Genomic DNA, 25,163 nt, shown 5'->3' on the forward strand with positions numbered 1-25,163 from the left:
ATGCGAGCGCGTCAGACCAGACGACGCACGTCGACGAAATGGCCTTCGATGGCGGCGGCCGCGGCCATCGCCGGACTCACGAGGTGCGTACGCCCGCCCGCGCCCTGACGGCCTTCGAAGTTACGATTCGAGGTCGAGGCGCAACGCTCGCCCGGCTCCAGACGGTCGGCATTCATCGCCAGACACATCGAGCAGCCCGGCTCGCGCCATTCGAAGCCGGCGGCCTTGAAGACCTGATCCAGCCCTTCCTGCTCGGCCTGATGCTTCACCAGCCCCGACCCGGGCACGACCATCGCCAGCCGCACGTTCGGCGCCACACGGCGACCGAGCGTCTTCACAACGTATGCCGCCGCGCGGATATCTTCGATACGCGAGTTGGTGCACGAGCCAATGAACACCTTGTCGACGTTGACACTGGCCATCGGCGTGTTCGGCGTCAGCGCCATGTATTCGAGCGCGCGCTCCATGGCACTGCGCTTGACCGGGTCTTTTTCCTTCTCGGGATCCGGCACACGGTCTTCGATACTCACGACCATCTCCGGCGACGTGCCCCAGCTCACTTGCGGGCGCAACGTGTTCGCGTCGATCTCGACCACGTGGTCGAACGCGGCGCCCGGATCGGTGTGGAACGTACGCCAGTAGGCTTCGGCCTGCTGGAATTCCACGCCCGAGGGTGCGAACGGACGGCCCTTCACGTACTGGATCGTCGTGTCGTCCACCGCCACCAGACCGGCACGCGCACCGGCCTCGATGGCCATGTTGCACACGGTCATCCGGCCTTCCATCGTGAGCGAGCGGATCGCCGAGCCGGCGAATTCGATCGTGTAGCCCGTGCCGCCGGCCGTGCCGATCTTGCCGATGACGGCCAGCACGATGTCCTTGGCGGAACAACCGCGCGGCAGCGTGCCTTCGACCTTCACGAGCATGTTCTTGCTCTTCTTCATGAGGAGCGTCTGCGTGGCGAGCGTGTGCTCGACTTCAGACGTGCCGATGCCGAACGCCAGTGCACCGAACGCGCCGTGCGTGGACGTGTGCGAATCGCCGCAGACCACTGTCATGCCGGGCAGCGTGGCGCCCTGCTCCGGGCCGATCACGTGCACGATGCCCTGACGCAGGTCGTTCATCTTGAATTGGGTGATGCCGAAGCTGTCGCAGTTGTTGTCGAGCGTGTCGACCTGCAGACGCGAAATCGGATCGGCGATACCTTGCGTGCGGTCGGTGGTCGGCACATTGTGATCCGACACCGCGAGGTTGGCAGACAGTCGCCAGACCGGACGCTGCGCGAGTTTTAGCCCCTCAAACGCCTGCGGACTGGTCACCTCGTGCAACAGATGACGGTCGATGTAGAGCAACGTAGTGCCATCGTCCTCGGTATGCACGACATGTGCATCCCACAATTTGTCATACAGCGTCTTGGCCATGATAAAAACGCGGGGCTAAATATCGTTGTAGGAACAAACGTCGTTCCGTGAACTTTTGATTATGCCATAGCGCTTTCGCGCCGGCGGAATACGAAATCCCCGGGAAACCGGGCGGTAAACGCACGATCAACCGGGGATTTGTGCGAATCACGGCAGCTTGTGCCGTGGCTTCGAATATAGCGCAACGAGGGCTCGTTGCGGCGCCGCACCGCCTTGCCGTTTCGGCAAGGTTGCGGTGCCGGCACGGCAAGGAGGCGCCGTGCCGAACGCCTCCGACAGGCTTAGCGCTTGTCGATGGTCGCGACTTCGCGCGGCGTGTGGCCGATGAACAGCTGACGCGGACGACCAATCTTCTGGTCCGGCTCACCGATCATTTCGTTCCACTGCGCGATCCAGCCCACGGTACGGGCCAGTGCGAAGATGCAGGTGAACATCGACGTCGGGATGCCCAGCGCGCGCTGAACGATACCCGAATAGAAGTCGACGTTCGGGTACAGCTTGCGCGACACGAAGTATTCGTCTTCCAACGCGATCTTCTCGAGCTGCATGGCCAGCTTGAACAGCGGGTCGTCGTGCAGGCCCAGTTCGTTGAGCACTTCGTAGCACGTCTCGCGCATGAGCTTGGCGCGCGGGTCGTAGTTCTTGTACACGCGGTGACCGAAGCCCATGAGCTTCACGCCCGAGTTCTTGTCCTTCACCTGCTTGATGAATTCGGGGATCTTGTCCGGCGAACCGATCTGCTCGAGCATGTTCAGCGCGGCTTCGTTCGCACCGCCGTGCGCCGGGCCCCACAGACACGCGATACCGGCAGCGATACAGGCGAACGGGTTGGCACCCGACGAACCGGCCAGACGCACGGTCGACGTGGAGGCGTTCTGCTCGTGATCGGCGTGCAGGATCAGGATGCGGTCGAGGGCGCGCACCAGCACGTCGTTGACCTCGTACTCTTCGCACGGGTTCGCGAACATCATGCGCATGAAGTTCGCGCTGTACGACAAGTCGTTGCGCGGATACACGAACGGCTGGCCGATGCTGTACTTGTACGCCATCGCGACGAGCGTCGGCAGCTTGGCCATCAGGCGGATGGCCGAGACTTCGCGGTGCGTCGGATTGTTGATGTCCAGCGAGTCGTGATAGAACGCCGACAAGGCGCCGACCGAACCGGTCAGCACAGCCATCGGGTGCGCGTCACGACGGAAACCGCGGAAGAAGAAGTTCATCTGCTCGTGCACCATCGTGTGACGGGTCACGGTCTTGACGAATTCGTCCTTCTGCTGGGCGTTCGGCAGTTCGCCCTTGAGCAGCAGATAGGAGGTCTCGAGGAAGTCGCAGTGGGTGGCCAACTGCTCGATCGGGTAGCCGCGATACAGCAGCTCGCCCTTGTCGCCATCGATGTACGTGATGGCGGAATTGCACGACGCCGTCGACATGAAGCCCGGGTCATACGTAAACTTGCCGGTCTGGCCGTACAGCTTGCGGATATCGATTACATCCGGGCCCATCGTTCCCTGATAGATCGGCAGTTCGACGCTGGGCGAACCGTCAGAGAAAGATAGGGTGGCTTTAACATCAGACGGAGTCATATCGCTTCCTCAAAAAAATACTTAAACCCCTACACGGCACGCAAAAGCGCCAGCAGGCGCTGCACGTCCGGCCCGTCCAGATCCGCGTCGGGCTCTTTACGCGCTAGCAGCAGATCCATCAAATCGTTGTCGCTCAAATCGAGCAACCTGGTGAGGGCGCCCACATCCTCGTCGGTCATCGAGGCTTCGTACTTCGCGAAGAAGCGTTCGAGAATGAGGTCGTTTTCCAGCAAACCGCGGCGTGCCCGCCAACGCAGGCGGGCACGTTTGACCGGATCGGACTGGTGATTGGTATCCGGCATGATCGCTAGGTCAGACGGCGCGACGCACCATCAGCTCCTTGATCTTGCCGATGGCCTTCGTCGGGTTCAGACCCTTCGGGCACACATCCACGCAGTTCATGATCGTGTGGCAGCGGAACAGGCGGTACGGATCTTCCAGGTTGTCCAGACGCTCGCCGGTGGCCGTGTCGCGGCTATCCGCAATAAAGCGGTACGCCTGCAGAAGACCGGCCGGACCGACGAACTTGTCCGGATTCCACCAGAAGCTCGGGCACGACGTGGAGCACGACGCGCACAGAATGCATTCGTACAGACCATCGAGCTCATCGCGCTGTTCGGGCGACTGCAGACGCTCTTTCTCCGGTGCCGGCTCGGGGTTGATCAGGTACGGCTTGATCGAGTGGTACTGGTTGAAGAAGTGCGTCATGTCGACGATCAGATCGCGAATGACGGGCAGCCCCGGCAGCGGCTTCAGCACGATCTTGTTCGGCAGATCGTTCATGTTGGTCAGGCAGGCCAGACCGTTCTTGCCGTTGATGTTCATCGCATCCGAACCGCACACGCCTTCGCGGCACGAGCGGCGGAACGCGATGCCTTCATCGAGCTTCTTGAGCTTGACCAGGGCGTCGAGCAGCATGCGCTCATGACCGTCGAGTTCGACCTCGTAGGTCTGCATGTACGGTGCGGCATCCTTGTCCGGATCGTAGCGGTAGACTTCAAAAATACGTTTCATGATCTTGCGAATCCCTTAGAACGTCCGCGCCTTGGGCGGAACCGAGTCGACGGTCAGCGGCTTCAACTGCACCGGCTTGTAATCCAGACGGTTGCCTTCGCTGAAGAACAGCGAGTGGCGCATCCAGTTGGCGTCGTCGCGCTCCGGATAATCGCTGTGCGCGTGCGCGCCACGGCTTTCCTTGCGGGCTTCGGCTGCGATCATGGTGGCCTTGGCCACTTCGATCAGGTTGTCCACTTCCAGCGCTTCCATGCGCGCCGTGTTGAACACCTTCGACTTGTCCTTCAGGTGAACGTGCGACACGCGCTCGGCCACTTGCTTGATCTCGTCCACGCCTTCCTTGAGCAGGTCGGACGTACGGAACACGCCGGCGTGCTTCTGCATCGTCGCGCGGATGTCGTTGGCGATGTCCTGTGCGTACTCGCCCGTGCTGGAGGCTTCCAGACGGCCCAGACGCGCCATGGCGTTGTCGCCGGCATCGGCGGGCAGCGGCTTGTGCTCGCCGTGGTTCTTCACGAAGTCGACGATGTGGTTACCGGCCGCGCGGCCGAACACCACGAGGTCGAGCAGCGAGTTCGTGCCCAGACGGTTGGCACCGTGGACCGACACGCAGGAGCACTCGCCCACGGCGTAGAAGCCGTTGACCGGGGTCGATTCGCCGTTCTGCTGCACGACAACCTGGCCGTTGTAGTTCGTCGGAATGCCACCCATCTGGTAGTGGATGGTCGGCACGACGGGGATCGGTTCCTTGATCGCGTCGACGTTAGCGAACTTCAGGGCGATTTCGCGAATCGACGGCAGGCGCTTCATGATCGTCTCGGCACCGATGTGCGAGAGGTCGAGCAGCACGTAGTCGCCGTTCGGGCCGCAGCCACGGCCTTCCTTGATTTCCTGGTCCATCGAGCGCGACACGAAGTCACGCGGCGCCAGATCCTTCAGCGTCGGGGCATAGCGCTCCATGAAGCGCTCGCCGTTCGAGTTGCGCAGAATACCGCCCTCACCGCGCACGCCTTCGGTAATCAGCACGCCCGCACCGGCCACGCCAGTCGGGTGGAATTGCCAGAATTCCATGTCTTCGAGCGGAATGCCCGCACGCGCGGCCATGCCAAGACCGTCACCGGTGTTGATGAACGCGTTGGTCGAGGCGGCATACACACGGCCGGCACCGCCGGTCGCGAACAGCGTGCACTTGGCTTCGAGCAGGTAGACTTCGCCGGTTTCGAGTTCGAGCGCCGACACACCGAGCACGTCGCCGTCTTCGTTGCGAATCAGGTCGAGCGCCATCCACTCCACGAAGAAGTGCGTCTTGGCCGCCACGTTCTGTTGATACAGCGTGTGCAGCAGCGCGTGACCGGTACGGTCGGCGGCCGCGCAAGCGCGCTGGACCGGCTTCTCGCCGTAATTGGCCGTGTGACCGCCGAACGGGCGCTGGTAGATCGTGCCGTCCGCGTTACGGTCGAACGGCATGCCGAAGTGTTCCAGTTCGTAGACGGCGTTCGGCGCCTGACGGCACATGAACTCGATCGCATCCTGGTCGCCGAGCCAGTCGGAGCCCTTGATGGTGTCGTAGAAGTGGTAGTGCCAGTTGTCTTCGCTCATGTTGCCGAGCGAGGCGCCAATGCCGCCCTGAGCGGCCACGGTATGCGAACGGGTGGGGAACACCTTGGACAGCACGGCGACCGACAGACCGGCCTTGGCCAGTTGAAGCGACGCGCGCATGCCCGAACCACCTGCGCCCACGATGACAACGTCAAAGCGACGACGCGGCAGCGAATTTTTAATTGCAGCCATTCTTTACACTCTCCACAGAATCTGCGCGGCATAGCCAGCACACGCCAGCAGCCAGACGATCGTCAACGTGTACAGCGCCAGTCGCACACCGACCGGCTTGACGTAGTCCATCCAGATGTCGCGCACACCGACCCACGCGTGATAGAACACCGCGAGCAGCGTGACGAACGTCGCCAGCTTCATCCACTGATGCGAGAAGATGCTTGCCCAGCCTTCGTAGGAGAAATCCTTGGCGGTGAAGAACCACACCAGCAGGATCACGGTGTACACGGCCATGATGACCGCGGTCAGACGCTGCGCCATCCAGTCGCGCAGGCCGTAGTGGGCGCCGACGACCAGGCGCTTCGAACCGATATTGTTCTGTGCCATCTTAGAACGCTCCGAACAGCTTGAGGGCGACGGCCAGCGTCAGCACCAGCGACACGACCAGCACGACCACGGCCGAATTCTTGCCGCCTTCCTTGCTCACGGCGTCGTGATTGAAGTCCATGCGCAGATGGCGCACGCCGGCGCAGAAGTGCTGCAGGAAGCCCCACGACAGTGCCAGGATGACAAGTTTGACAAACCAGTTGGAGGCGATGCTTCGCAGAACGTCGAAGCTGAGTTCCGACGTGAGGCTCTGTTCGAACAAATAAAGCGCGAACGGCAACAGAAGGAACAAGATCACACCGCTAATACGGTGCAGAATGGACACGATCCCAGCCAGCGGGAGACGGTACGAGACAATCTGTCCAATACCGATATTCCTGTAGACTGGCCGCTCTTTTTTTACCACTTCAGCCATGCTAGACCCCATGTAGTTACATCAGCCCCAGATTTTAGCGCCGATTCTAGTGCGTTGCACCATACCGGTTCCAATGCTCCGGAAATTCCTGCCGGCAGCACGCACTCCGCCGCCTCTCATGCTCGACTTTCAGGCACTCACCGGCCACGACGCCGGCTCGCCCCTGGGAAGTCACCACCCTCTCAATGCGTCAACTCAATTCGTTCTGGTAATGATGTTCCGTCGTCACGTACCAGCCCCGGCGCACTTCCACCGGCTTGTCCCCATAAGTGTAGGAAACGCGCTCGACGCTCAACAGCGGGAACCCCTTCGGCACCTTGAGCAGATCGGCGGTCATGTCGTCCGCGGCCACGGCGCGAACTTTTTCCACGGCGCGAATCATGCGTGTGCCGAATTCATCTTCGAACAGGCCGTACATCGGCCCCTTGTATTCATTCAGCCTTTCCGCCGTCAAGCCGCGGAAAAGTGCGCCCGGCAACCAGATTTCGTCGAGCACCGTGGGACGGTCCGAGAAATCCATCATGCGGCGGATCAGAATGACGCCATCGCCTGCGCGCAAATCGAGCTGGCGCGCGATTTCCGCCGGTGCACGCATACGGCGGCACTCGATCAGGCGGCTGGGCGGGTGATGGGGTTCGCCCGAATCGGGCGCGAGTCGCAGAAACCGGAACTGCACCCGGTCCTCGTGATGGGTCGCGACGAACGTGCCGCGCCCCTGACGGCGCACAAGCAGGTTTTCTGCAGCCAGCTCGTCGATGGCTTTGCGCACCGTTCCCTGGCTCACCTTGAAACGGGCGGCCAGCTCGACTTCGCTGGGAATGATTTCGCCGGGCTTCCATTCGCCGGCTTGCAGACCCTGGGTAATGAGCCCCTTGATCTGCTGGTACAGCGGGCTGAAGGTCGGCGACGCCCCTGCCGAAGCCGCACTCTGCGGGGCCTGGGAGGCCGGTGCGGCGTCACGCGCGCTGTCCGGTCGCTGCGGAGCATCGACAGGCGTCGTGGGGTTGGATGTGTCGCGAACATTCGCATTCATGGCGGCGATTTGACCACAAATCAAGACCTTCGTCTATCGAATAACAGCAATAATCCTATGTCTTATATAAGACATAAGATACAGTTGACATTCGTTGTGGTGACTCCTACACTGGCGCGGGCTAACAGGGGCCTGCAGACGCAGCACAGCTATCTTATAAGAGAGTTCGTCGCTTCGCACTTATTCACGGCAGTCGACCCCGCAGCCCGCAAGCTTCCGTAGGTCAAGGAATTTTAGGGGCTTTGTGTGACGCGGCGCTGTCAGCCTGGCGAAAATGCCACCCGGACGGCGAGCTTACTCCGAGCTTCGCAGGAATTTGTACACGTCTGGAGAGATTCTCATGGCAAAACCCGCAATGCGTGTCGCCGTCACCGGCGCCGCTGGCCAAATCGGCTACTCCCTGCTGTTCCGCATCGCCAATGGCGACATGCTCGGCAAGGATCAGCCCGTCATCCTGCAACTGCTCGACCTCCCGCAAGCTCAAGCCGCCGTCAAGGGCGTTGTGATGGAGCTGGAAGATTGCGCATTCCCGCTGCTCGCCGGCGTGGTTGTGACCGACGACCCCAAGGTCGCCTTCAAGGATGCCGACGTCGCCCTGCTGGTGGGTGCCCGTCCGCGCTCGAAGGGCATGGAGCGCAAGGATCTGCTCGAAGCCAATGGCGCAATCTTCACGGTGCAGGGCAAGGCCCTGGATGAAGTCGCCAAGCGTGACGTCAAGGTGCTGGTCGTCGGCAACCCGGCCAACACCAACGCCTATATCGCCATGAAGTCGGCACCGAACCTGCCGAAGGAAAACTTCACCGCGATGCTGCGCCTGGACCACAATCGCGCCCTCTCGCAACTCGCCGCCAAGACCGGCAAGCCGGTCGCGAGCATCGAGAAGCTGGCCGTGTGGGGCAACCACTCGCCGACGATGTACGCCGACTACCGCTTCGCCACGATCGACGGCCAGAGCGTCAAGTCGATGATCAACGACGACGTGTGGAACAACGACGTGTTCCTGCCCACGGTCGGCAAGCGCGGCGCCGCCATCATCGAAGCCCGTGGCCTGTCGTCGGCCGCTTCGGCAGCCAACGCGGCCATCGACCACATCCATGACTGGGTGCTGGGCTCGAACGGCAAGTGGGTCACGATGGGTATCCCGTCGGACGGCTCGTACGGCATTCCGCAAGACGTGATCTACGGCGTGCCGGTGATCTGCGAAAACGGCAAGTACAAGCGCGTGGAAGGCCTTGAGATCGACGCCTATTCGCGCGAAAAGATGAACTTCACGCTCAACGAACTCGAAGAAGAGCGCGCTGGCGTGGCACATCTGCTGGGCTAATCCCCCAGGGACTCGACCCCGGACGCCGTCATAAGCGTCGTCGGGGGCCGAAACTGCGCCGGCGGCTTACCCCCACTGCCGGCGCAACTCCCGCGATCGACGGAACGGCTTTAACGTCCGCAGCCCAGTGACGACATTTTGCGCAACGGTCCGCGCCATCTATCGCGCTATGACCCCGGCACGACGTCACGCAACACCGAGCGATTTCTTGGCCAAGCCAATGCCACGCCTGACTGCCGCACCCCGCGCGCCACACCGGACGACCGGTGAGCGCGCAATGCCCGCAGCGAGCGCGCCGCATGATGCCCGGCGTTGGCTTCGCCAAGCTTCCCGCCCGACCCCCGTCATGTCCTCGCTCGACAACGGCTTTACGCGCGAGCGCCGTCCGGCCCCGCGCCCTCTCGAATTCCGCACTGCAACACCCCGTTCAACGACGCCGGTCCGTACCGCCGACGCCGATGGCGCGTGGCAGGAAGGAATTGAAAAAATTTGTATGGTGACGCCGACCAACGCAAACTTCGTACGATAATCTGCGTTTTTGTCGCACCTTACCTATTGTTTGGAGATTCACCATGAAGAAGCTTTGCCTGACCGTGTTGGTCGCCCTTTGCTCTGCCGCCATCGTGCCCGCCGCGTTTGCCACTGAACCGGCCAGCAAGACGACGGCCAAGAAGGCCGCACCGAAGAAGAAGCTCAAGCACGCGCCGGCCAAGAAGAAGGCGACCGTTGCCGCTGCGCCGGTGCAACCGGTGGACGGTTCGGAACTGTGGAGCTGCAAGGAAAACGAGAAGCTCTTTATCAAGGGCGACATGAAGCGCGACCAGGTGCTCACCATGTTCTGGGAAGGTCGCAACTACAAGCTGCCGCGTCAGCAGACGACGACCGGTGCAGACCGTTTCTACGACGCCGCCAGCGGTTTGGATCTGGTGGTGATTCCGGCCAAGGCCATGCTGTTCACGCACCGTGATGGCGGCAGCCGACTGGCCGACGAGTGTTTGACGCGCGAAATGGCGGAGCACGACAAGCTCGCCCCGACGCAATCGGTTCAACTGATCAATGTGACCAACTGAGCCACGCTCGGTTGACATCGATCGCTCGAGGCGCCGGCCGCTTTCCTGTTGCCGCCTCGGCATGACATGCAGTCCCCGGCGTACCGGTTACGCCGGTCGCTCGCCGTACCGGCATCGACACGGGCGCCCACGCCGGCGCCCCTGCGATGCCGGGTTTCATCGAATGGCATTACCACCGCTTCGTTTTTCTGTATCACTCAAGGAAAGATCATGGCCCACAACCTCCACAAAACGCTTAAAGAGTTCAAGCTCGGCGGCGACAAGAAAGGCAAGTTCTACTCGCTGCCCCAACTGGGTAAAGCCCTGGGTGTGAACGTCGAACGCCTGCCGGTGTCGATCCGCATCGTGCTCGAGTCGGTGCTGCGCAATTGCGACGGCAAGAAGGTCACCGAGGCGCACGTCCAGCAACTGGCCAACTGGAAGCCGAATGCCGAGCGCGTCGACGAAATCCCGTTCGTCGTGGCACGCGTTGTGCTGCAGGATTTCACGGGTGTACCGCTGCTGGCCGACCTGGCCGCGATGCGTAACGTTGCCGAGCGCCAGGGCAAGAACCCGAAGCGCATCGAGCCGCTCGTGCCCGTGGATCTGGTGGTTGACCACTCGGTCACGATCGATCACTTCCGCGAGAAGAAGGCGCTCGACCTGAACATGAAGCTGGAATTCCAGCGCAACAACGAACGCTATCAGTTCATGAAGTGGGGGATGCAGGCGTTCGACACATTCGGCGTCGTGCAACCGGGCTATGGCATCGTGCACCAGGTGAACCTGGAGTACCTCGCCCGTGGCGTGCACAAGAAGGACCACGTGTTCTACCCGGACACCCTGGTCGGTACCGACAGCCACACGACCATGATCAACGGTATCGGCGTGGTGGGCTGGGGCGTGGGCGGCATCGAAGCCGAAGCCGGCATGCTGGGTCAACCGGTGTACTTCCTCACGCCTGACGTTGTCGGTGTGGAGCTGACGGGCCGTCTGCGCGAAGGCGTGACCGCCACCGATCTGGTGCTGACGATCACGGAAATGCTGCGCCGCGAGAAGGTCGTCGGCAAGTTCGTCGAATTCTTCGGCGAAGGCACGACGAGCCTGGCGCTGCCGGACCGCGCCACCATCGCCAATATGGCACCGGAATATGGCGCCACGATGGGCTTCTTCCCGGTCGACGAAAAGACGATCGACTACTTCAAGGGCACGGGTCGCACGAAGTCGGAAATCGACGCCTTCGAATCGTACTTCAAGGCCCAGAAGCTGTTCGGCGTTCCGAAGAAGAACGACATCGACTACACGAAGACGCTGTCGCTGGATCTGGGCACGGTGGCACCGTCGCTGGCCGGTCCGAAGCGTCCGCAGGACCGCATCGAAATCGGCAACGTGAAGTCGACGTTCAAGGACCTGTTCACGAAGCCGGTCGCCGAGAACGGTTTCAACAAGACCGAAGCGCAGTTCGATACAACTTACAAGACCGCTGGCGGCATCGACGTGAACAACGGCGACGTGCTGATCGCGGCGATCACGTCATGCACGAACACGTCGAACCCGAGCGTGCTGCTCGCGGCCGGCCTGCTGGCCAAGAAGGCGGTGGAAGCCGGCCTGAAGGTCGCACCGCACATCAAGACGTCGCTCGCCCCGGGAAGCCGCGTGGTGACCGAGTACCTCGAAGCGGCCGGCCTGCTGCCGTACCTCGAGAAGTTGGGTTTTGGCGTGACGGCCTACGGCTGCACGACCTGTATCGGTAACGCTGGCGATCTGACGGCCGAGCTGAACGACGTGATCGTGAAGAACGACATGGTTGCCGCCGCCGTACTGTCGGGCAACCGTAACTTCGAAGCGCGCATTCACCCGAACATCCGCGCCAACTTCCTGGCGTCGCCGCCGCTGGTCGTGGCCTACGCCATCGCCGGCAACGTCACGCGCGACCTGATGACCGAGCCGGTCGGCAAGGGCCGTGGCGGAAAGGAGATCTTCCTGGGCGACATTTGGCCGACCAGCGAAGAAGTCCAGAAGCTGATGAAGTTCGCGATGAACGCGAAGACCTTCAAGGCGAACTACGACACGGTGAAGGATCCGAGCCCGCTGTGGGCCAAGGTCAAGGGTTCGAAGGGCCAGGTCTACGATTGGCCGGGTTCGACGTACATCGCCGAGCCGCCGTTCTTCGAAGGCTTCACGATGGAGCCGAACGCCGACATCAAGCCGATCCATGGCGCGCGCGCGCTGGGCGTGTTCGGCGACTCGGTCACGACCGACCACATCAGCCCGGCCGGCTCCATCAAGGAAAGCTCGCCGGCAGGCAAGTGGCTGCTCGAAAACGGCGTGCTCAAGGCCGATTTCAACAGCTATGGCTCGCGTCGCGGTAACCATGAAGTGATGATGCGCGGCACGTTCGCCAACGTCCGTATCAAGAACCTGATGATCCCGGTGCAGGCCGACGGCTCGCGCGTGGAAGGCGGCCTGACGATTCACCAGCCGAGCGGCGAACAGTTGTCGATCTACGACGCTGCGATGAAGTATGTCGGCGAGAACACCCCGACGGTGGTGTTCGGTGGCGAAGAGTACGGTACGGGTTCGTCGCGTGACTGGGCGGCCAAGGGCACGCAACTGCTGGGCGTGAAGGCGGTCATCGCGCGCTCGTTCGAGCGTATCCACCGCTCGAACCTGGTCGGCATGGGCGTGCTGCCTCTGCAGTTCAAGGGGTCGGACAGCGCCCAGTCGCTGGGCATCACGGGCGAAGAAACGTACGACATCGAAGGTCTGTCGGCCGATATCAAGCCGCAACAGGACGTCACGCTGGTGATCCACCGCAAGAACGGCGACACGCAAAAGGTGCAAGTCCTGCTGCGTATCGACACGCCGATCGAAGTGGATTACTACAAGCACGGCGGCATTCTGCCGTTCGTGCTGCGTCAGTTGTTGGCCGCTGCCTGATCAGCCACGCTGTCATGACCCACGCTGCCGGGTGACGATTCGTTGCCCGGCAGACTGCAAAACCCGGCCTTGTGCCGGGTTTTGTCTTGTTGGGAGAATGTGTCGCTGCCATGTCCGAAAATGACTAGCGCCTCATGCGCCTCGCGCGTAGAGTGGCGGGCATAGTCTCTGCCCTCTTGCCGCCGGACCCACGCCGCCCCATGTCCATGAACCTCGACCCCGAAGTCTGTTACAAGGCCGTCAGCGCCCGCGATCGGCGCTTCGACGGCTGGTTCTTCGTCGGCGTGTCGTCGACTGGCATCTACTGCCGGCCGGTGTGCAACGTGCGCACACCCCGCTTTGAAAATTGCTCGTTCCATGGCAGCGCCGCCGCCGCAGAGAAGGCTGGCTTTCGTCCGTGCCTGAAATGCCGTCCCGAACTCGCACCTGGCCTCGCCCGTTTCGACGCCACCCGCGAACTCGCCGACGCCGCAGCCGCCATGATCGACGAAGGCTTCCTCAATCACGCCAGCCTCCCCGCCCTCGCGGCCAGAATCGGCATCACGGAACGCCATCTGCGCCGCATCTTTGCGGACGAATTCGGCGTCTCCCCAGTCGAATACGCGCAGACGCAACGACTTCTGCTGGCCAAGCGTCTGCTCACCGATACGGCCATGCCCGTGACCGACGTCGCCCTCGCCGCCGGCTTCGGCAGCGTTCGGCGCTTCAACGGACTCTTCAAGACCCGCTACGGCTTCGCCCCCGGCCGGCTCCGCCTGAACGCCCGCCACGATGCCCTGCCCGACAGCGATCTTGTGTTCCAGCTAGCGTATCGCCCCCCCTTCGCCTGGCACGCCCTGCTCGACTTTCTCGGCGACCGCGCAATCGAAGGGGTCGAGCGGCGAGATGACGACGTCTACACCCGCACGCTGAGCCTTGAACAGCCCGACGGGCAGACGATCACAGGCTGGTGTCGTGTCACCCCGCTGCCGGATCGCCACGCGCTTCAGGTGACATTGCCGCCCACGCTGGCCGGCAGCGTGCCGCAGGTGCTGGCCAAGCTTCGACATTTGTTCGATCTCGGCGCGCGTCCAGACGTGATCGACGCGCACCTCGGCCCACTCGCCGCGGCGACGCCCGGCCTGCGCGTCCCGGGCGCGGTCGATGGTTTCGAGATCGCCGTGCGCGCCATCGTCGGCCAGCAGATCACCGTCAAAGGTGCTCGACGCTTGCTCGGCCGGCTCGCACAACGCTTCGGCACGCCACTCCCCGCCCCCGCGCACGGTCTGACACACACGTTTCCAAGTGCCGCGCAGCTCCTCGCCGTCGCCCCCGACGCCCTCGGCGAGGCCGGTATCATTCGAAGTCGCATCGCCGCCATTCACGGGGTCGCGCAAGCGATGGTCAACGGCCGCCTGCGGCTGGATCCCCTGGTACCGCTGGACGCCACGCGCGACGGTCTGCTCGCGATCAAGGGCATTGGCCCCTGGACGGCGCAGTACATCGCAATGCGCGCGCTCGGCTCGCCCGATGCGATGCCCGTCGACGATCTGGTGCTGCGTCAGGCGCTTGGCGCGGCCGACGGGCGCGCCGTCGCCGCGCGGGCGGCACAATGGGCGCCATGGCGAGCGTATGCCGCGCTGCACGTCTGGCGCGCGGCAGCACAGGGACCGGCGGGCCAGCCGGTCGAGACTTTGCAGGAGGTGTGCGCATGACCCACTACGAAACGTATTACGACAGCCCGCTGGGCGACATGCTGCTCGTCGCCAACGGCGACGCCCTCACCGGCGTGTATTTCTCGCATCAGAAGTATTTTCCGCCAGCGGGCGACACGCGCCGCGATGGCGCCGACGTCGCGGTCCTGCGTGACGCGAAGCGCCAGCTCGACGAGTATTTTCACGAAGGACGACGCACCTTCGATCTGGCGCTGGCGGCGCAGGGCACGCCGTTTCAGCAAGGCGTCTGGGCCGAACTGCAACGCATTCCGTTTGGCGAGACACGCAGCTACGGCGACCTCGCGCACGCGTTGGGCGACCTCAACAAATCGCGCGCGGTCGGTGCCGCGAACGGCCGAAATCCGATTGCGATCATCGTGCCCTGCCACCGCGTGATCGGCGCAGACGGCACCCTCACCGGCTACGCCAGCGGCGTCGAGCGCAAGCTCGCCTTGCTCTCGCTGGAAGGGGCCGCGCTCGCCCCGGTAACAGGTGCCACGCTGGCGGCCACGCGTCGAACCCGACTCTCGGCGCCCGCCAATCTCGCGTTCGATTTCTGACGGCCCCGGGGCGGCAAGGCCGCGCCATGTCGTCATTTTCAGGGCCGGCACGATGCAATCGGTGCGCACGTCCCATCAATCGCGTTCACGCATGCCGTACAATCGTGAGTCCATGTATTTCTGCTTTGCACGACTATGCGCTCACGCACCGCCAAACGACTGACCCCCGACGCTGAAAAGCTGGTCGGCCACGCGCTCGCGCTCGCTGCCTCCGGCAGCCGTATCGAAGACCGCTTCTGGGAAGCCCAGCTCGACACGTTGCTCACGCGCGTGCTGCGCACCGGTAACCAACCGGCCATCGACGCCGCCCTTGACCATCTCCAGGCCAACCACAGCGAGGCCTATGGCGCGCTCGCCGATCTGATCGAGTCGCAAAGCGAATCCGCCGAACCGGAAGCCGAAGGTCAGGTGTGGGACGGTCTGCTCGTCGCCATCCCTATCCTCGCCTGGACCCGTTACGCGATTCCCTCGGGGCCGGTGAAAGCCGATGCGCTCATGCCCGTTCGCGCGCACCTGCACGCTCACGTGCTGGCCGAACCGGCGCGCGTGACCATTTCGCCGTATCTCTACAGCATCGACCAACTGCCGCGCACGCACTGCGAGTCGTGGAAGGTCACGCAGCAATTGGTACGCGCGGCGGTCGAGAACACCGAAGTCAAACAACCCGGCAGCGACCTGCCGGAAACGGCCCCGATTCTCGCCGACCCGCGCTTCCTGCTGGCGGCCGTCAGCGTACCCAAGGGCGCGCCGATGTTCCGTTGGCAGGAAGAAGGGGCGCGCCACGCCGAACGCGGTCAATGCCAGGAGGCATGGTCGACGCAGGGCGGCCCTAACCTCAATGCGCTGCTGCCTGGCTGCGAAATCGAGTGCCTGCTGCCCGACGCCTATTACGCGAGCTGCCGCGAAGCCGACGAGCGCATCCGGCCCCACACGATCCGCACGGCGCTGCGCTATCTCGAAGACGTGCTCACCCTCACGCCGGCCGAGCTGCGCGCCGTGGTGGCGGGCTTCGGCGAGCAGAACATTGACGAGTACCGCATCGGCTTCACGCAGCGGGGCAGCAACGACGTCATCTATGGGGTCGTGTGGCCGCTGTACGGTCGCGAGAATGGCGAGATCGAAGGCGGCGCGCTCGAGGAAGTCGCCGATCTGCTCAAGGCCTGCGGTGTGACCGAGATTCGCAAGCACCCTGGGCGCTTCGATCCTGAGTATTGCGACGATTGCGGCGTGCCACTGTATCCGGATCCGGTGGGCGAAATCGTGCATGCGGAAATGCCGGAGGACGCCGAACCGAGCCGTCCGCATTTCCACTGATCGGCCGCGCGTCGAAGCGACGCGCGACGACAGCAAGACAATGGCCGTGCGTGATCAGCGCACGGCCATTTTATTTGGGCGACGCGTTCGGCGTGCTCCGCCTAATCACCCGGTGCCGATGGCAATGGCGATGGCAACGACGACGGCAACGTCACGACACATCGATGCAGCCCATGTCCCGATGCAAGATACTTGCGCTCGAACGGCGTCATCGGGATGACGCCCCCCTCAGGCGCCCAGACCTCGACGACCGGCCGCACACCGCAGAGCCACTCGACGGCCAACGCCATTTCCTCGATGTAGAGATCCCAGTTGCTGCGGCACTCCAGCACGCCGCCGAGCGCCACCACCGTGGGGAACACCGCGTGCGCATGCCAGCGTCGGGCGAGTTGGCCGATCTTCGGCCACGGGTTCGGATAGAGAAGGTAATGACGTGCCGGGCGAATGCCGGCCTCGAACAGTTGCCGCCAGAAGTCGACCAGATCGGCCCGCACCCATACGAAGTTCTCGGGCCACGCACCGCCCCACCAATCCTTGCCGCGCACGATGCGGCTCTCCGATTGATCGATGCCAATGACGAAGTGATCGGGAAACTGCGTGGCCAGGCGCAACGTGCTTTCGCCGACACCGCATCCCGCATCGATGATCAGCGGTGCGGCGCCGGCGCTGCGCCACGCGACGATGGCGGCCTCGAATGCCCCCGCGCTGTAGGCGGCGAGCGGCTTGCGAAAGACCGCGTCGCGATGACGACTGACGAGCGCCGCCAGTCTGTCGTGCGGGCCGGTTTGAGCACTGGCCACGGTGCGTGAATTTGCGAACATGCTGAAATGAAGAAACGCGGGGCGAACGAAAGGCGTGCCTGCCGCATGCACGAGGTTTTCTGCGCGGCGACGCGTCGGTCAGGCCCGCATTGTAGCGCTCTGTAACTTTCGCGCTCAGTCCTGTTACGTCTGAGGACTTGCCCGGCGGGCGTCGGCGACTTTTTTTCGGTTAAGATGGGAGCCGCTTTGCCGTTGTCTATCATAATGCGGTCAAGCCTCTTCGCGAGCGGCGCGTGCCGAAGACGCCTACGATGGGTCGTCGCATGCCCGCATTGCTCTGCAATGCCTTAGCGCCCCCGAGAATACTTCAAGCAATGTCGAATCGATTTTTTCAACGCGCCGCCGGCGTCGTAATGCGCGCCGCGCGACAGGTCGTCGCAGCCGCACAGGCAGCACCCATCGCATCCGTCGTGTCCGTCGCTGTTCCGCTCTGCCTGTGCGCCGTGGCGGCCCCGGCACAGGCCTTCACCCTCGAACAACATCGCGCGCTGGTCGAGCAGTTCGTCAACACGCGTCACGCCGATCCGCTGGTGGCCGATTGCGCCGCGCACGCGAGTTTCGTCGTTGCCACGCTGCCCGGATACGAGAGCGTCGAGTATGCCGACAACGCGCTCGATTCGGAGCACGCCAAGGTCTTGCCGTGGTCAGGGCCATTTGACGAGCACAAGCAACGTGTGGACGTCACGCAGATGGTCGAACTCGACGGCATCGGCAAGCGCACCAGCGGCCAGACGGACAACATCCATATTCGCTGCGGCTACGCCGACGGTCGCATGATGGGCTTCAACTATACGTCGCCGCTCTCACAGGTCGAACAGCCGGTGAAGCGCGCCAAACGCGGCAGCACACACGGCAAGGTGAAGCACGCGGCCGCGAAATCGGGCAGGCATGGCGCCTCGTCCAAGGCGTCGCGCGGCAAGTCGTCGGCAAAGTCGAGCAACACCAAGAAGACCGCGACGAAAAAGAAATCGCACTGAGCGCCGGGTGACGGCCAGCGCTCGCGCTGACCGTCCGTCCCCTCTCACGCGTTATCGGCCTGCATCTGTGCCCAGATCGCGGCAAGCATCGACGCGCCCAACGCGGCGCTTCGCGCGCCGCTCCACCCGACGTGCGGATCGGGACGGTTCGCGTTGTCCTTGAACGGCATTTCGAGCGTGAGCGACAGGCAGCCGAAGCGATGGGCGACCCACTTCGACGCGAGCTTGAGCGAGTCCGGCCCGTGTTTGCCCGGCGGATAGCCGAACTTGTCCTGGAAATCGAGGCTCGCCGCCTTCAGGCGCTCGCCGAACGCCTTCTCGCGCGCGAGTGTCTCGTCGGTCGCCCACTCCACGCCGTCGTTGCCCGCCAGGAATACGTAGGGCAGCGCCTCGTCGCCGTGAATATCGAAGAACATGTCACAGCCGAGCGTCTCGATGGCTGCGCGCACGTGATACACCTCGGGGCTGCGCATCGGGTCCGGCGCCAGCCACTCGCGATTGAGATTCGCGCCCACCGCATTGGTACGCAGATGGCCGCGCGCCGAGCCGTCCGGATTCATGTTCGGCACGATATGCAGCACCGCTTCGTCGAGCACCGCCGTGGCGAGCGGATCGCCCGCCCAGTCGCCCGCCCCGAGCAGGCGGCGCAACAGTCCTTCCACGAACCACTCCGCCATCGTTTCGCCGGGATGCTGACGCGCGATCACCCAGAGATTGCGCTTGCCCGCGCGCGGTTCACCCACGGTGAGCAAGGTCATATCCCGCCCGTCGACGGTCTGCCCCAACGAGCGCGAACTCACCCTCTGCGAGTTCTGCGCCGTGCCGAGCAGTGCCAGGTGACGCTCCTCGGCATACGGCTCGAAATACGCGAGATACACGCTGTCGTGCGCCGGCGTGAACGACACCGTCATGACCTTCGCGTCGTACGAGGTCGGCACGCGAAACCAGTTCACGCGATCGTACGACGCCACCGCGCGGTAGTTCTCCCAGCCGCGCGGATACGACGTTTGCGCCGCGTTATCGAACACGATCCGGCACGGCGTACCGCCCACCCCCTGCACACGGAAATGGAACCACTGCGCAAATTCGGCGGCACCGTCCCGGGCAATGCGGACGTGAATGTCGTCGGCACGCTCGGCACTCACCACTTCGATGGCGCCGCTATCGAACTTGCTGCTGATCTGGACAGTCATGACTTGTCTCGCTGGCGGAAATCAAAAACCCCGGGCACTTGCCCAGGGTCGAAGGCTCACGAACGTCAGGCCACGCGACGGCGGAAGACCCAGAGCGCGTCGTTCGAGACCGTGTCGTCGAACGCGTAGCCTTCGCTGTCGAAGGCCTTGAGCTGCTGCACGTCGGTCACGCCGCGCTCGATGGCGTAACGCGCCATCAGACCGCGCGCGCGCTTGGCATAGAAGCTGATGATCTTGTACTTGCCGCTCTTCCAGTCCTCGAACACCGGCGTGATCACCGGCGCGGCCACCAGACGGCGCTTGATGACCTTGAAATACTCTTCGGACGCCAGGTTCACGAGCACGCGACGCGTCTCGGTGTGCTCCGCGAGCGACGCGTTGATCGTCTGCGTCACACGCTCGCCCCAGAACGCGTACAGATCACGCCCGCGCTTATTGGCAAAGCGAGTGCCCATCTCCAGACGATAGGGCTGCAGCAGATCGAGCGGGCGCAGCACGCCGTACAGGCCGGACAGAATGCGCAGATGTTTCTGGGCGAAGTCGAGCTGCGTGGCGCTCAGGGTGCGGGCCGCGAGGCCCTCGTAGACGTCGCCGTTGAAGGCAAGCACGGCCTGCTTCGCATTGCTCGTGTCGAAGCGGGCGTTCCAGTCGGCGTAGCGGGTAACGTTGAGCGCGGCAAGTTGATCGGAAATGCTCATGAGCGAGCCCACCTGTGCCGGACTCAGTTCGCGCAGACCGTCGATCAGTTCGGCCGCGTCGTCGACGAACTGTGGCACGGTGTGCGTGCTCACGTGCGGCGGCGTTTCGTAGTCGAGTGATTTGGCCGGCGAGAGAACAATTATCATATCGGGTGCAGCGTCCCTGCGAAAACGAGAAACCCACATTCTATCCAATGCTTCAGAACGCTGTTGCCACGCCCGCCGAACGGGCCTTCGCCGACCATCTCGATACGCTCGCCACACCACCGCGCGTGGTGCTCGACACCAATGTCTGGATCGACTTGCTCGTCTTCGACGACCCCATTGTGCGTCCGGTCCGCGATGCCCTCGTCGAGCGTCGCCTCACGGCGCTCATGGCGTCGCGCTGTCGTGACGAACTCGCCGTGGTGCTTACTTACCCGCAATTCGCGTCGCGCGAAATCGACAACGACGCCGCGCTCGCCTGGGTCGACGCCAACACGCATCGCATCGTCGTGCCGGAAGACGCCGCGCCGGGCGCCCCGCTGCCGTTGTGCCGCGACCGCGACGATCAGAAATTCCTCGAAGCCGCACGCGACGGTCATGCACACTGGCTCGTCAGCAAGGACAAAGCGGTGCTTAAGCTGCGCAGCCGGGTGGCACGCCAGTTCGGCTTTCGCATCGTGACGGCGAGCGCGTTCGCGTCGCTGCTCAACGCGAACGGGTAATGTCCGAAAGTCCGATCGGAATCGGCGAACGCATGGCCGCGGCATGTCCGAAAACGCAACCCAACCTCCGGCATCGCCCGCAGGCCGGGCGCAGCGGCGGTAGAATGGCGGCCTGATCACTGCATCGTCCACTGCCTACATGAACGCGCCCCACACCGCATCTGTCGCGCCCGCCGCTCAGGCGTTGGTCGCCCCGCCGCTTGCGTCACGTCTGCCGAACGTCGGCACCACCATTTTCACCGTGATGTCGGCGCTCGCCGCCGAGAAGCAGGCGGTGAACCTCGGGCAGGGCTTCCCCGATTTCGCGTGCGATCCGAAGATCGTCGATGCCGTCTCGCGCGCGATGCGCGACGGCCATAACCAGTACCCGCCGATGGCCGGCGTGCCGGCATTGCGCCAGGCGATCGCCGACAAGATCGGCCGGCTTTACGGGCAGCCTTACGACTGGAACACTGAAATCACGGTGACGGCCGGTGCCACGCAGGCCCTGCTCACGGCCATTCTCGCGTGCGTGCATCCGGGCGACGAGGTGATCGTGTTCGAGCCGACGTATGACAGTTACGTCCCCTCGATCGAGCTGGCCGGTGGCAAGCCTGTGTTCATCACGCTCGACGCGCCCGAGTTCCGCATTCCGTTCGACAAGCTGGCGGCGGCGATCACGCCGCGCACGCGTCTCATCCTGTTCAACACGCCGCACAATCCCAGCGGCACCGTGTGGCACGAGCAGGATCTCGCGAAGCTCGCCGAGATCGTGGCCGGCACCGACATCCTGCTGATCTCCGACGAGGTCTACGAACACATGGTGTACGACGGCAAGCGGCACGAGAGTGTGGCGCGCCATCCCGAACTCGCGCGCCGCAGCTTCATCGTGTCGAGCTTCGGCAAGACATATCACGTGACGGGCTGGAAGGTCGGATTCGTGGCGGCGCCGGCGTCACTCTCGGCCGAATTCCGCAAGGTGCATCAGTTCAACGTGTTCACGGTCAACACGCCAATGCAGGTCGGTCTGGCCGACTACATGCGCGATCCCGCCCCGTACCTCGAACTCGCAGGCTTCTACCAGAAGAAGCGCGACCTGTTCCGCGAGGGGCTTGCGGGCACGCGCTTCAAGTTGCTGCCGTGTGAAGGCACTTACTTCCAGTGCGTGGATTACAGCGCGATCAGCGACATGAGCGAAGCCGACTTCGCGCTGTGGCTGACCGGCGAGATCGGCGTGGCGGCCATTCCCGTCTCGGCGTTCTATCATGAGCCGCATGAATCCGGTGTGGTGCGCTTCTGCTTCGCCAAGCGGGACGACACTCTGCGCGAGGCGCTGGCACGACTCGCGAAGATCTGACGCGAACCGCTTCAGCAAGACGCAAAAAGGGCCGCGATCTTTTTCCAATCGCGGCCCTTTCGCTTTTGCCTCGGCGCGTGATGCGCGGCGGTGGCAGGCGCGTCGGAATTACCCCGCCTTCTTCGCCTGCTGGGCCTGCTGGTACGCCTTCTGCTCAGCGCGCATGCGCTGGAACGATTCGCGTTCGGCGAGCCCCTTGCCATACGCCTTCCAGTCGATGCCGGCCGCTTGCAGGAAATCCTCCCCATACACCGCTTGTGTGGCCATCCCCAGGATCGGCAGATGGATGCCCGCGGCGACGTCGGCCATCGAGAAGGTATCGCCGGCAAGGTAGGGCGCAAACTTCGCCAGCCGCTTGAACGCCACGATGTTCCGGCGCAGCAGCTTCTCGGTGCGTTGACGCGTGCCATCCGAGGCCGTCGCGCCAAAGAACGCCTGCCCGTAGATGTCGCGCACAACCAGCTCCAGGTGCAACTCCACCATCGTGAGCAGTTCGCGTTCCTTCGCCTGCCGCCACGGGTCTTTCGAGAAAAGCGCGGGCGACGGATGCGTCGCTTCGAGGAAATCGCAGATCACCTGTGACTCGGACAGGAACCCTTGTTCCGTCTCCAGATACGGCACCTTGCCGAGCGGCGAGCATTGCAGCAGCGACTCATCCTGGCAGGGAATCGACTCCGACTCCTCGAATGCCAAGCCCTTCTCGTACAGTACTACCTTGACCTTGTTGTAATAGTTGCTGATGGGAAAACCGTACAGCTTCAACATGATGTCTCCGATGCGTCACGGCTAGCGCCTCGGTTGTCGTCGAGGCAGCGGCGCGTGCGCAGTGTCATGATGCGTCCCTGGTGCGCTGCCGCCGATGGAGCGGTAGCGCGTCGTTGTCGGCCGATCGCGCGACGGTGGTGCGACGGTGGTGCGACGGTTGCGGCATCGTTGTCGATCCACACGCTCACTGCGTCATGCAGCGAGCGCCACGGGGTCAACCTTGGCGATGCGTGCAACCGACGCGACTGGCGGCCACCCGCAGTGTAACGGCATCGCACGATCGGTCGTGAGACGCGCACACGGGAAGATGTCCCGAAATCTGCCTCCCGGCCCAACGGCAGGTCCACGAACGGTCCGATGGACTACGCCCCCGGCCGACCGCCCAGCGGAACAAGCGCTGGCAGCCGCCGCAAGATCGGCGACAATAGCGCCAACGCGTGATGGGCACCGGTTTGCATTGCTCGGCGAGTCATCAGGAAATTCATTTCCAGACCGACCGGTCGGACGATAGAATGTTGCATCCCCTCCGTGCCAGCGCCGGGCGCGCCCACCGCGCGACTCCGATCGACGACCATCGACCCCCATTTCGAGACACTCCGAATGACTGCATCCTCCTCCCAGGCCTGCGCGAACGCCCCCGGCAAGACTATCGACGTGCTGGGCATCGTCGGCGCCGGTGCCATGGGCCGTGGCATCGCCCAGATCGCCGCGCAGGCTGGCCTGCGCGTGAAACTTTACGACACCAACGCCAGCGCCGTGCAAGCCGCACTGGGCACCCTGCGCGACACGCTGGACAAGCTCGCCGCGAAGGGCAAGATCGAAGCGTCGAGTGTCGAGGCGACGATGGGCCGTCTGCAGGCATGCGGCGTCCTTGAGGATCTGGCCGATTGCCAGCTCGTGGTCGAAGCCATTATCGAAAAACTCGACGTCAAGCGCGATCTGTTCCGCTCGCTGGAGGGCATCGTTGCGGCAGACGCGATTCTCGCGTCGAACACGTCGTCGCTATCAATCACGGCGATCGCCGCCGCGTGCGAGCGTCCAGAGCGCGTGGCCGGCTACCACTTCTTCAACCCGGTGCCGCTCATGAAGGTGGTGGAGGTGATCGACGGCCTGCGTACCGCCCCCGAGGTCGGCGATGCGCTGCTCGCGCTGGGTCAGCGCATGGGGCACACGGCCGTGCGCTGCAAGGACATGCCGGGCTTCATCGTCAACCACGCCGGGCGCGGGATGAACACCGAAGGCCTGCGCGTGGCGAGCGAAGGTGTGGCGAGTTTTGCTGACATCGACCGTATCCTGCGCGAGCAGGCCGGCTTTCGTCTTGGCACGTTCGAACTGCTCGATCTCACGGCACTCGACGTCTCGCACCCGGTGATGGAATCGATCTACCACCAGTTCTACGAAGAAGCCCGCTTCCGTCCGTCGCCGATCACGGCCGTACGCTTCGCGGGCGGCCTGCTGGGCCGCAAGGTCGGCGAAGGCTTCTATCGCTATGTCGACGGCAAACAGCAAGTGCCGCCTGAAGCCCCTGCGCCCGACACCCTGCCCGCCAGCGTCTGGGTGAGCCGCACCGATACGCGCGGCTTCGCGGCCGTGGTCGAACTGCTCGGCGCGACGGGCGTGCCCCTCGAAAGCGGCGACAAGCCGTCAGCAACGGCGCTGATCGTTGTCACGCCGCTCGGTCTCGACGCCACGACCTGCGCCGTCGAACAGGGACTCGACGCGGCGCGCACGGTGGCCGTCGACACGCTGCTGCCGCTCGCCGGCGCGAAGCGCCACACGCTGATGACCACGCCGATCACGACGCCCGAAGCACGCAACGCCGCACACGCCCTGTTTGCGCACGGCGGCACACCCGTGACGGTGATTCGCGACTCGGCGGGCTTTGTCGCCCAGCGCGTGATCGCCACCATCGTGAACATCGGCGCCGACATCGCGCAGCAACGCATCGCAGCACCCGGCGACATCGATCGCGCCGTGACGCTGGGCCTGGGCTACGCCAAAGGGCCGCTCGCACTCGGCGATGCCGTCGGCGCACGCCAACTGCTCACCGTGCTGCGCAATCTGCAATCGTTCTACGGCGATCAGCGCTATCGTCCGTCGCCGTGGCTCACGCGCCGCGCGCAACTGGGCGTGTCGCTGCTGACCGAAGAACAGTGATC

22 protein-coding genes are annotated in these 25,163 nt (G+C 63.7%); 10 read left to right on the top strand and 12 right to left on the bottom strand.

Annotation, left to right across the window (positions count from 1 at the left end; translation table 11 throughout):
• Positions 1–11 precede the first annotated feature (11 nt).
• The 8 genes from leuC to BGP02_RS15590 all read right to left on the bottom strand — a co-directional run bounded on the left by leuC (position 12) and on the right by BGP02_RS15590 (position 7,626).
• A complete protein-coding gene (gene leuC, locus BGP02_RS15555; protein WP_150563034.1) occupies positions 12–1,421 on the bottom strand; it encodes a 3-isopropylmalate dehydratase large subunit in 1,410 nt (469 codons plus the stop codon).
• A 281-nt stretch (positions 1,422–1,702) separates the two neighbouring features.
• Positions 1,703–3,004, bottom strand: a complete 1,302-nt coding sequence (gene gltA / locus BGP02_RS15560; RefSeq protein ID WP_026131784.1) for a citrate synthase — start codon at positions 3,002–3,004, stop codon at positions 1,703–1,705.
• Between the two features lie 29 nt (positions 3,005–3,033).
• Complete coding sequence (locus BGP02_RS15565) at positions 3,034–3,306, bottom strand: FAD assembly factor SdhE (RefSeq protein WP_150563035.1); 273 nt, start codon at positions 3,304–3,306, stop codon at positions 3,034–3,036.
• Positions 3,307–3,316: 10 nt separating this feature from the next.
• Positions 3,317–4,021 (bottom strand): succinate dehydrogenase iron-sulfur subunit, encoded by a 705-nt coding sequence (locus BGP02_RS15570; protein WP_026131782.1) that lies wholly within the window; start codon positions 4,019–4,021, stop codon positions 3,317–3,319.
• Between the two features lie 12 nt (positions 4,022–4,033).
• Entirely contained in the window at positions 4,034–5,809 is a 1,776-nt protein-coding gene (sdhA, locus tag BGP02_RS15575) for a succinate dehydrogenase flavoprotein subunit (protein WP_017233055.1), read from the bottom strand.
• A 3-nt stretch (positions 5,810–5,812) separates the two neighbouring features.
• Positions 5,813–6,178: a succinate dehydrogenase, hydrophobic membrane anchor protein gene (gene sdhD, locus BGP02_RS15580; RefSeq protein ID WP_017233054.1), complete on the bottom strand. Its 366-nt coding sequence runs from the start codon at positions 6,176–6,178 to the stop codon at positions 5,813–5,815.
• 1 nt (position 6,179) lies between these two features.
• Complete coding sequence (gene sdhC / locus BGP02_RS15585; RefSeq protein WP_026131781.1) at positions 6,180–6,593, bottom strand: succinate dehydrogenase, cytochrome b556 subunit; 414 nt, start codon at positions 6,591–6,593, stop codon at positions 6,180–6,182.
• 190 nt (positions 6,594–6,783) lie between these two features.
• A complete protein-coding gene (locus BGP02_RS15590) occupies positions 6,784–7,626 on the bottom strand; it encodes a UTRA domain-containing protein (RefSeq protein WP_017233052.1) in 843 nt (280 codons plus the stop codon).
• Between the two features lie 340 nt (positions 7,627–7,966).
• On the opposite strand from BGP02_RS15590, the gene BGP02_RS15595 reads away from it, so the two are divergent.
• From BGP02_RS15595 to BGP02_RS15620, 6 genes are all read left to right on the top strand, one after another.
• The gene (locus BGP02_RS15595; RefSeq protein WP_026131780.1) at positions 7,967–8,950 is read left to right on the top strand and encodes a malate dehydrogenase; all 984 of its coding nucleotides are present in this window, start codon (positions 7,967–7,969) and stop codon (positions 8,948–8,950) included.
• 572 nt (positions 8,951–9,522) lie between these two features.
• Positions 9,523–10,020 carry a hypothetical protein gene (locus BGP02_RS15600; protein WP_017233049.1) on the top strand — a complete coding sequence of 166 codons (498 nt, stop codon included), beginning with the start codon at positions 9,523–9,525 and terminating at the stop codon, positions 10,018–10,020.
• 210 nt (positions 10,021–10,230) lie between these two features.
• Positions 10,231–12,939 (top strand): aconitate hydratase AcnA, encoded by a 2,709-nt coding sequence (gene acnA / locus BGP02_RS15605; protein ID WP_261938763.1) that lies wholly within the window; start codon positions 10,231–10,233, stop codon positions 12,937–12,939.
• Positions 12,940–13,145: 206 nt separating this feature from the next.
• The gene (locus BGP02_RS15610) at positions 13,146–14,633 is read left to right on the top strand and encodes a DNA-3-methyladenine glycosylase 2 family protein (protein WP_286798841.1); all 1,488 of its coding nucleotides are present in this window, start codon (positions 13,146–13,148) and stop codon (positions 14,631–14,633) included.
• Positions 14,630–15,193, top strand: a complete 564-nt coding sequence (locus tag BGP02_RS15615) for a methylated-DNA--[protein]-cysteine S-methyltransferase (RefSeq protein ID WP_017233046.1) — start codon at positions 14,630–14,632, stop codon at positions 15,191–15,193. Before BGP02_RS15610 ends, BGP02_RS15615 begins: the two co-directional genes overlap by 4 nt.
• Before the next feature lie 135 nt (positions 15,194–15,328).
• On the top strand, positions 15,329–16,507 hold the full coding sequence (locus tag BGP02_RS15620) for a DUF2863 family protein (protein WP_017233045.1): 1,179 nt from the start codon (positions 15,329–15,331) through the stop codon (positions 16,505–16,507).
• Between the two features lie 101 nt (positions 16,508–16,608).
• On the opposite strand, the gene trmB is transcribed toward BGP02_RS15620, so the two are convergent.
• Positions 16,609–17,328, bottom strand: coding sequence for a tRNA (guanine(46)-N(7))-methyltransferase TrmB (gene trmB / locus BGP02_RS15625; protein ID WP_286798816.1), 720 nt, complete (start codon positions 17,326–17,328; stop codon positions 16,609–16,611).
• A 314-nt stretch (positions 17,329–17,642) separates the two neighbouring features.
• Between trmB and BGP02_RS15630 the strand changes: the two genes are divergently transcribed.
• On the top strand, positions 17,643–18,305 hold the full coding sequence (locus tag BGP02_RS15630; RefSeq protein ID WP_017233043.1) for a BspC domain-containing protein: 663 nt from the start codon (positions 17,643–17,645) through the stop codon (positions 18,303–18,305).
• Between the two features lie 44 nt (positions 18,306–18,349).
• On the opposite strand, the gene BGP02_RS15635 is transcribed toward BGP02_RS15630, so the two are convergent.
• Complete coding sequence (locus BGP02_RS15635) at positions 18,350–19,498, bottom strand: M14 family metallopeptidase (RefSeq protein ID WP_286798817.1); 1,149 nt, start codon at positions 19,496–19,498, stop codon at positions 18,350–18,352.
• A 65-nt stretch (positions 19,499–19,563) separates the two neighbouring features.
• The gene (yaaA, locus tag BGP02_RS15640; RefSeq protein ID WP_261938765.1) at positions 19,564–20,343 is read right to left on the bottom strand and encodes a peroxide stress protein YaaA; all 780 of its coding nucleotides are present in this window, start codon (positions 20,341–20,343) and stop codon (positions 19,564–19,566) included.
• A gap of 47 nt (positions 20,344–20,390) precedes the next feature.
• Between yaaA and BGP02_RS15645 the strand changes: the two genes are divergently transcribed.
• Positions 20,391–20,903: a putative toxin-antitoxin system toxin component, PIN family gene (locus tag BGP02_RS15645; RefSeq protein WP_017233040.1), complete on the top strand. Its 513-nt coding sequence runs from the start codon at positions 20,391–20,393 to the stop codon at positions 20,901–20,903.
• A 139-nt stretch (positions 20,904–21,042) separates the two neighbouring features.
• Positions 21,043–22,239, top strand: coding sequence for a pyridoxal phosphate-dependent aminotransferase (locus BGP02_RS15650; RefSeq protein ID WP_017233039.1), 1,197 nt, complete (start codon positions 21,043–21,045; stop codon positions 22,237–22,239).
• A gap of 108 nt (positions 22,240–22,347) precedes the next feature.
• Here the strand turns inward: BGP02_RS15650 and BGP02_RS15655 are convergent, their stop codons facing one another.
• Complete coding sequence (locus BGP02_RS15655) at positions 22,348–23,004, bottom strand: glutathione S-transferase family protein (protein ID WP_130025602.1); 657 nt, start codon at positions 23,002–23,004, stop codon at positions 22,348–22,350.
• Between the two features lie 600 nt (positions 23,005–23,604).
• On the opposite strand from BGP02_RS15655, the gene BGP02_RS15660 reads away from it, so the two are divergent.
• The gene (locus BGP02_RS15660; RefSeq protein WP_286798818.1) at positions 23,605–25,161 is read left to right on the top strand and encodes a 3-hydroxyacyl-CoA dehydrogenase; all 1,557 of its coding nucleotides are present in this window, start codon (positions 23,605–23,607) and stop codon (positions 25,159–25,161) included.
• Positions 25,162–25,163: the final 2 nt, after the last annotated feature.

The sequence above is a fragment of the Pandoraea sp. 64-18 genome (assembly GCF_001899225.1).
Taxonomy (GTDB): Bacteria; Pseudomonadota; Gammaproteobacteria; order Burkholderiales; family Burkholderiaceae; genus Pandoraea; species Pandoraea cepalis.

Excerpts from the sequence above, each read along its gene's own strand:
- leuC (WP_150563034.1), bottom strand. The coding sequence starts at position 1,421 with ATGGCCAAGACGCTGTATGACAAATTGTGGGATGCACATGTCGTGCAT.
- gltA (WP_026131784.1), bottom strand. The coding sequence starts at position 3,004 with ATGACTCCGTCTGATGTTAAAGCCACCCTATCTTTCTCTGACGGTTCG.
- BGP02_RS15565 (WP_150563035.1), bottom strand. The coding sequence starts at position 3,306 with ATGCCGGATACCAATCACCAGTCCGATCCGGTCAAACGTGCCCGCCTG.
- sdhA (WP_017233055.1), bottom strand. The coding sequence starts at position 5,809 with ATGGCTGCAATTAAAAATTCGCTGCCGCGTCGTCGCTTTGACGTTGTC.
- sdhD (WP_017233054.1), bottom strand. The coding sequence starts at position 6,178 with ATGGCACAGAACAATATCGGTTCGAAGCGCCTGGTCGTCGGCGCCCAC.
- sdhC (WP_026131781.1), bottom strand. The coding sequence starts at position 6,593 with ATGGCTGAAGTGGTAAAAAAAGAGCGGCCAGTCTACAGGAATATCGGT.
- BGP02_RS15590 (WP_017233052.1), bottom strand. The coding sequence starts at position 7,626 with ATGAATGCGAATGTTCGCGACACATCCAACCCCACGACGCCTGTCGAT.
- BGP02_RS15595 (WP_026131780.1), top strand. The coding sequence starts at position 7,967 with ATGGCAAAACCCGCAATGCGTGTCGCCGTCACCGGCGCCGCTGGCCAA.
- BGP02_RS15600 (WP_017233049.1), top strand. The coding sequence starts at position 9,523 with ATGAAGAAGCTTTGCCTGACCGTGTTGGTCGCCCTTTGCTCTGCCGCC.
- acnA (WP_261938763.1), top strand. The coding sequence starts at position 10,231 with ATGGCCCACAACCTCCACAAAACGCTTAAAGAGTTCAAGCTCGGCGGC.
- BGP02_RS15610 (WP_286798841.1), top strand. The coding sequence starts at position 13,146 with ATGAACCTCGACCCCGAAGTCTGTTACAAGGCCGTCAGCGCCCGCGAT.
- BGP02_RS15615 (WP_017233046.1), top strand. The coding sequence starts at position 14,630 with ATGACCCACTACGAAACGTATTACGACAGCCCGCTGGGCGACATGCTG.
- BGP02_RS15620 (WP_017233045.1), top strand. The coding sequence starts at position 15,329 with ATGCGCTCACGCACCGCCAAACGACTGACCCCCGACGCTGAAAAGCTG.
- trmB (WP_286798816.1), bottom strand. The coding sequence starts at position 17,328 with ATGTTCGCAAATTCACGCACCGTGGCCAGTGCTCAAACCGGCCCGCAC.
- BGP02_RS15630 (WP_017233043.1), top strand. The coding sequence starts at position 17,643 with ATGTCGAATCGATTTTTTCAACGCGCCGCCGGCGTCGTAATGCGCGCC.
- BGP02_RS15635 (WP_286798817.1), bottom strand. The coding sequence starts at position 19,498 with ATGACTGTCCAGATCAGCAGCAAGTTCGATAGCGGCGCCATCGAAGTG.
- yaaA (WP_261938765.1), bottom strand. The coding sequence starts at position 20,343 with ATGATAATTGTTCTCTCGCCGGCCAAATCACTCGACTACGAAACGCCG.
- BGP02_RS15645 (WP_017233040.1), top strand. The coding sequence starts at position 20,391 with ATGCTTCAGAACGCTGTTGCCACGCCCGCCGAACGGGCCTTCGCCGAC.
- BGP02_RS15650 (WP_017233039.1), top strand. The coding sequence starts at position 21,043 with ATGAACGCGCCCCACACCGCATCTGTCGCGCCCGCCGCTCAGGCGTTG.
- BGP02_RS15655 (WP_130025602.1), bottom strand. The coding sequence starts at position 23,004 with ATGTTGAAGCTGTACGGTTTTCCCATCAGCAACTATTACAACAAGGTC.
- BGP02_RS15660 (WP_286798818.1), top strand. The coding sequence starts at position 23,605 with ATGACTGCATCCTCCTCCCAGGCCTGCGCGAACGCCCCCGGCAAGACT.